Origin of the sequence: Bradyrhizobium sp. ARR65 (assembly GCF_000472385.1) — a bacterium.
Lineage (GTDB): Bacteria > Pseudomonadota > Alphaproteobacteria > Rhizobiales > Xanthobacteraceae > Bradyrhizobium.
This window is the reverse complement of the sequence record NZ_AWZU01000107.1, coordinates 1-5,618: the sequence shown is the minus strand read 5'-3', so window position 1 is coordinate 5,618 and position 5,618 is coordinate 1. Positions and strand designations below refer to the sequence as shown.

Genomic DNA, 5,618 nt, shown 5'->3' with positions numbered 1-5,618 from the left:
GTTGCCGTATCGGGCGAGCGTTTGAGCCAGGCGGCGAACCGCTTGCAACTGTAAATGTGGCCACGCTGATTGTGCGGGTTGAGCTTGCGCGCAGCCATGTCTTCGATCATACGCTGACGCAGCGGACTGACGGTGTTAGTCTTGCTCATGGGGAGCTCCATTCTGAGTGAGGCTTGCAACACCTCGATTCTCAGGACGGGGCTCTCCAGTGCTACTACTATCCTCTCAACCGGCTACCGGCCTCTCGGCTCTTGCTCCCGCGCAGCGGGCTGGAGCGCAGCGACTTTGTTCGCTGGCCCCTAGCCTCGTTTGCCGCGCAATGCCGGCGTGGACGCAAACGGAGCATTGCGGACATCGACCGGCGGCTCCGCCCGACGCGATTCGACGTGAATGACCCTCAGGCGACATCACTGCTCAATCCATCGGACCTTAAAAAGGCGGCTTCGATCCGTCCAACCCCGGCGGTTCTGTTGTTGCAGTGTCCGCCATTGCCTTACCCGTCCGGCGAGCCGGCGGGCAAATTTTGTGCTTTAATTATCCAATCGCGGCTTGGGGTTGATTGGAAATCCACCTGGCGTCGGCGATATCAGCTTCGCTGTAGCTGACGTCGATGAGGCGTACGTAAGGCTGCGAGCGGAGTTCATGTTTAGTGCTGCGCCGGAGGACCAATCCTGGGGCGCGCATGGTCGGTCTCAAATACGGCAATAACCTTTACCTGCTTTAAGAGCTCCAGGTCGCAATGGTTGCGTCTTCAGCAAAAAAAGGCCTCATTGTTCGCGGTCTTTTGCCGTTGCTCAAGCGGGCAGGTTCGCGCTTGATAATTTTGATCGCTGTTCTGTGCTGCGCCATCCATGCCCACTCTGCCGGCGCGCAAATCGCGAGCTGTGCAGCGGAGGTATCTCCGTCAGAACAATTCGGCGAGCTGTTCCGGAACGTGCAGCTGAAGCGCATATTCCCGGATAGCAAAACCTTTGCTGATTTGCACTTTGACGAGTCACCCAACGCAATTCTTTCTGAGTATGAGGCTCGCAGAGCCAAATCCGGCTTTGATCTTGGCGCATTCGTTCACCAACATTTCTCGCTGCCGCCAGAGGGGCCAACCGTTCCCCCCGCGTCGCCAGGCGAACCGATTGATATATACATTGCACGGCTCTGGGGTGTCCTGAGCCACCAAAGCGGGGAGATATCGAGCCATTCGTCCCTCTTACCTCTACCCTACCCTTATGTCGTGCCAGGTGGCCGATTCCGTGAGCTCTACTATTGGGATTCCTATTTCATTTTTTTCGTTAATGGTAGACATGATCGCGGAGCGAGTGGGTGAGCGGTCCTACGTGACCTACCTTCCAGAGCTGGAAGCGGAATATGACTATTGGATGGTTGGTTCCGCGATCCTCCGGAGAGGTCAGAGCTACCGCCGCGTGGTCCGGCTTAGCGATGGGACCCTTCTTAATCGTTATTGGGACGACCGAGCTGAGCCGCGCGACGAATCCTATCGGGAGGACGTTGCGACGGCCCGCGAGGGTCGCCGAGATCCGGGCGATGTCTACCGCGACCTTCGAGCGGCAGCCGAATCGGGATGGGATTTCGGTTCCCGATGGCTCACCGATGGCCATACCCTCAGCACGATCAGGACCACATCCATATTGCCGGTGGATCTCAACAGTCTCATGGTTCACCTGGAGCAAACACTTGCCAAAGCGTATCGGATCGAGGGAGATGGCGATCGGTCATCTCACTTCGCTGCGTTGGCGGTTCGTCGAGAAGCCGCCATTCGGAAGCTAATGTGGAACGAGCAGTTCCATGCGTTTACCGATTACGCATGGCGGAGGCACAAAGCTTTGCCGGCTACCGCCGCCGGGCTATTCCCGCTATTCCTCCAAGTTGCGAGCCAGCGTCAAGCAGAGGTGGAAGCTCAAACCGTGAGGCGAAAGTTGCTGATGCCTGGTGGTATGGCCACGACCCTGGTGGTGACCGGCCAACAATGGGATCAGCCAAATGGCTGGGCCCCGCTGCAGTGGATCGCAGTCGTCGGGCTTAGAAAATACAATCAAGCGCAATTGGCGGAAACAATCGCGAAGCGCTGGAGCTGCGAAATTACAAGCGTTTATCAAAAGTCACGTGTCGTGGTAGAGAAATACAATCTGATGAGTCGGCGCGCCGGCGGCGGTGGTGAGTATGCAGTCCAGGTCGGTTTCGGCTGGACCAACGGCGTGCTGCGCGCGCTTACATCGTTGTATCCGGTCCTATCGAGATTAAGTCCTCAACTCTGTGGAGCGTCGGGGGCAGCCGCGCCATGATTGGCGCCACGGGTGCCGACCTCTCGGCTCTTGCTCCCGCGCAGCGGGCTGGAGCGCAGCGACTTTGTGCACTGGGCCCATCAGCGAAGTGGCCACGCCTCACACGGAGGTCCGCTTAGTGGGGACTAGCGGTCTAGATTTGCTCACGCTGAGCCTTTCGCGTTTTGGACCCCGAGCGGAACTCGATGATCCCGATTGAGCCCATGTAAGTTTCACGGCTATTCTTTTGATCATGGGAGCCAAAGGTGTATGGATCCCAGGTGTAATGGATCGGGGTTAGGCAGAAGCGCTTCGGGTCGGTTGCCAAGATTTTGCAGGCGTGACATCGCGCGCGCTGGTTGGCCGCGCGCTGAACTTGGCGGATATGGAGCGAGCGTGAGGCGCGCAGGTTGCGTCAGTAATGGCTCGTCGCGGTTCATCGGTTGTGAAAGACAGCTGTTTTGGGAAGCTAAATGGAATTCGATCGCCTGCTGTTATGGATTGAAGCGCAACCAGCGATCGTCATCGCTCTCATTACCTTCGGAGCGTGTTATCTCTGCGCGGCGATAGTCTTCGTAATCGCTCGAGTATCGGTTTCAAAACCCATTGCGAACGAATTGAAGGCGACAACACCTGTTATGTTGACGCCCTTGTCAGTTCTTACTGGCCTTGTGATCGCATTCGTCGCATCCCGGACATGGACCAATTTCGATCATGCCACTGCTATCCTCAGGGATGAGGTCCGCAACATAGAGGAAATTGTGACACTGGCGGAGAGACTTCCGCAGAATGTGCAGACCGAGATTCGCCACGCCATTGGCCAGTACCTGCAATTCACCAAAGACGAATGGCCCGCCATGCTGGCCGGCAGCGCCAAAATGCGGACCTCCGTACCGGGACTCACCGACGCGATGTCGACGATATTGTCCTTTGTGCCGCAAAATCCTGGTCAGCAGATCGCGCAGCAACGCACGCTGGTTGCGATCGAGCAAGCTATCGACGCAAGACGGAATCGCATTTTGCTCAGCGAGGCTTCTGTGCTGCCCATGCAGTGGATTGTCATTGTCGCACTTGGAACGCTCATGCTTGTGACCGTCGCCATCGTGCACATCGATCGGCCGCCCGCGATGGCCGTGAACTTGTTCATCCTGTCGACGGCTGTCGCCGTTTGCCTCGTGCTGTTGCTGGTCAACGACCGGCCGTTTTCCACCGGCGGGTTTGAGATCCGGCCGGGTTCGCTGCTTGGACAAATTGCGATCGATTGAACTGGCGGCGTTCGCCATTTTCGTCCCGTTTTGCGCCGTGCAGGGAGGGCGTATTTGGTCCACCAGCGGTTCCCAAACCGCTTGCGTCCTGCGCGGGAAGCCTCAGCGCTACTTGGTTCGATAACGTTGCGGCATACCCTGAGTCAGCAACCTGTCAGCGCCGGGATGGCCGAAAATGGCTGTTGGGCTGTGCAAACCGTGAAGGCTGCGCTTGGACAACGACGGCCTGACGCCGTGCATTGAAGGCGACATCACCGAATTGGGTCACGCGGCAAATGCGGGCCGTGGTGTCATGGTTGCCAGCTATCCACAAAACCCAGCAGACATCTGCGCAGCCAACCTGCGGCGCGGCGACGCTCCGCGCGGGTGGGGAGTTCGCGTCTATAGCGGGCTGAGTTAGATCGGCCCGCTCTTCCTCAACTCAATGCGCTAGGCCATGATATCCGGTTGTGACCAATTGCCGAAGTGATCGGCTTTAGGGCGAACGCCGTAAACCTTCGTATCGTTTCCGTGACACCTTTAGATGCCGAACGATTACCTACGTTCAATTGAGCCCCTGATCGTGATCATCCTAGGCTGCATGCGTTGGAAAAGCGCGCAGGCTCATGAAGTGCGACGGTGAAAAAAGATGATCGACAAATAGCGACGATAGTAGCCAGAGGAGACTCCAATGTCCTTGTTCAAATCTCTTCTGCCTATCCAGAACGATCTGATCCTTTCGTTGGAAAACATCTGCGGCCAACTCGATTTCTGAGGACATAACAGGACGAAATTCGTCGGAGCGCTGCTTCGCGGCTCGCCCAAACGGAGACCACGATGTTGAATGGAGCAAATACGATGCGTTCCCTTTTGGCCTTAGGGCTGTTGATGACCCTGTGTGCTTCTGCAAGTGCCGCTTCGGGCGTCAGAACCCACTCCGCGAGGCATTCAATGAACTACGGTCGGTACCACGGCAGCTACGGTCGGTACCACGGCGGCTATGGTCGGTACTACTACGGCGGCCTTGGTCGGTACTACGGCAGCCCGAACGATCGGGGCGGATTGGTAGGCGGCGACGACGACGGTACCTAAGCAGCGCGAACGGAACCGGACCGCTCCGTTGCAGCGCCCGAGGCGGAACAGTTCCTGGATCACTGGTGCCTAGATAAAGCCATGAACTAGAAGGACGCTTTTGCTGTTTCGCGCATCACGCGAAACGATCAAATCGGCTTGCTCGAACCAGGGTAGGGATAATGAAGCTCGTAACGTGTCTGCTTGCGGCAGCGCTCCTGCTTGCGGGTGTCGGGGCAAGTCACGCGGCAGTCCGCATTGCTGATGATCGGGGCGGGCAAATCGGAAGCTACGTCATCAAATTTCAACGTCTGCATTCATCCGGACAATCCGTGATCATTGATGGTCTCTGTGCCTCGGCCTGCACCATCGTCCTCGGCGCAGTCCCTCACGGCAAAATCTGCGTGACCCCGCGTGCGACCTTTGGTTTCCATGCCGCGTATGATTTCGGCATCAACGGCCGCACCTTCACTGATCGCGAAGCAACCAGGATGCTGTATTCGATGTATCCGACGCCGGTGCAACGGTGGATCGCCACGCGCGGCGGGTTGACACCCCAGATGATCTTCCTGCGCGGCAAGCAACTGCAGGCGATGTACCAACCGTGTTAATCGATGCGTTAAGATCTGTTGGACGCTGAACCTTTTCGATCCGCTCCAATCACTCCCGCCCGCGCCGACGAGGTGATCGAGTAGTCGGGCAGTTTGCTGCGGCGCATGAGTCCGGATGTGACCCGGAGCCGACTCGTTTCTCACGATACATTGGGACGCCACGCGATAAGCCTTCTGTACAGGCGCGGATTTAGATGCGAGACACGTCGCTGCACCCTCACGCCGGGGCGTCAGCGTGTTGGCGGATTGTATTGGCAGGACAANAATGATCGCGTCATCCGGCTAACGGCCGCCAGGTCCGAAATCGCTGGTGTGATCCGCCCCACCGACCTCCTTGATGAAGGCGAGCAGGAGCGTGCTGAGCCGAACCGGCTGCTCCTGTTGGATCCAGTGACCGGCGCCGTCGATCAGCTCGA

3 protein-coding genes and 1 pseudogene are annotated in these 5,618 nt (G+C 57.8%); all 4 read left to right on the top strand.

The features are described from left to right. The first annotated feature begins 739 nt into the window (after positions 1-739). The 4 genes and pseudogenes from F758_RS46165 (at position 740) to F758_RS46160 (ending at position 5,202) form a co-directional block, all read left to right on the top strand. Positions 740-2,297 (top strand): annotated as a pseudogene (locus F758_RS46165) (trehalase family glycosidase). Positions 2,298-2,749: 452 nt separating this feature from the next. Further along, a complete protein-coding gene (locus F758_RS0142425) occupies positions 2,750-3,541 on the top strand; it encodes a bestrophin-like domain (protein ID WP_024513436.1) in 792 nt (263 codons plus the stop codon). A 211-nt stretch (positions 3,542-3,752) separates the two neighbouring features. Further along, on the top strand, positions 3,753-3,941 hold the full coding sequence (locus F758_RS50595) for a hypothetical protein (RefSeq protein ID WP_157450547.1): 189 nt from the start codon (positions 3,753-3,755) through the stop codon (positions 3,939-3,941). Between the two features lie 832 nt (positions 3,942-4,773). Beyond that, positions 4,774-5,202: a hypothetical protein gene (locus tag F758_RS46160; RefSeq protein WP_035725266.1), complete on the top strand. Its 429-nt coding sequence runs from the start codon at positions 4,774-4,776 to the stop codon at positions 5,200-5,202. Positions 5,203-5,618 lie beyond the last annotated feature (416 nt).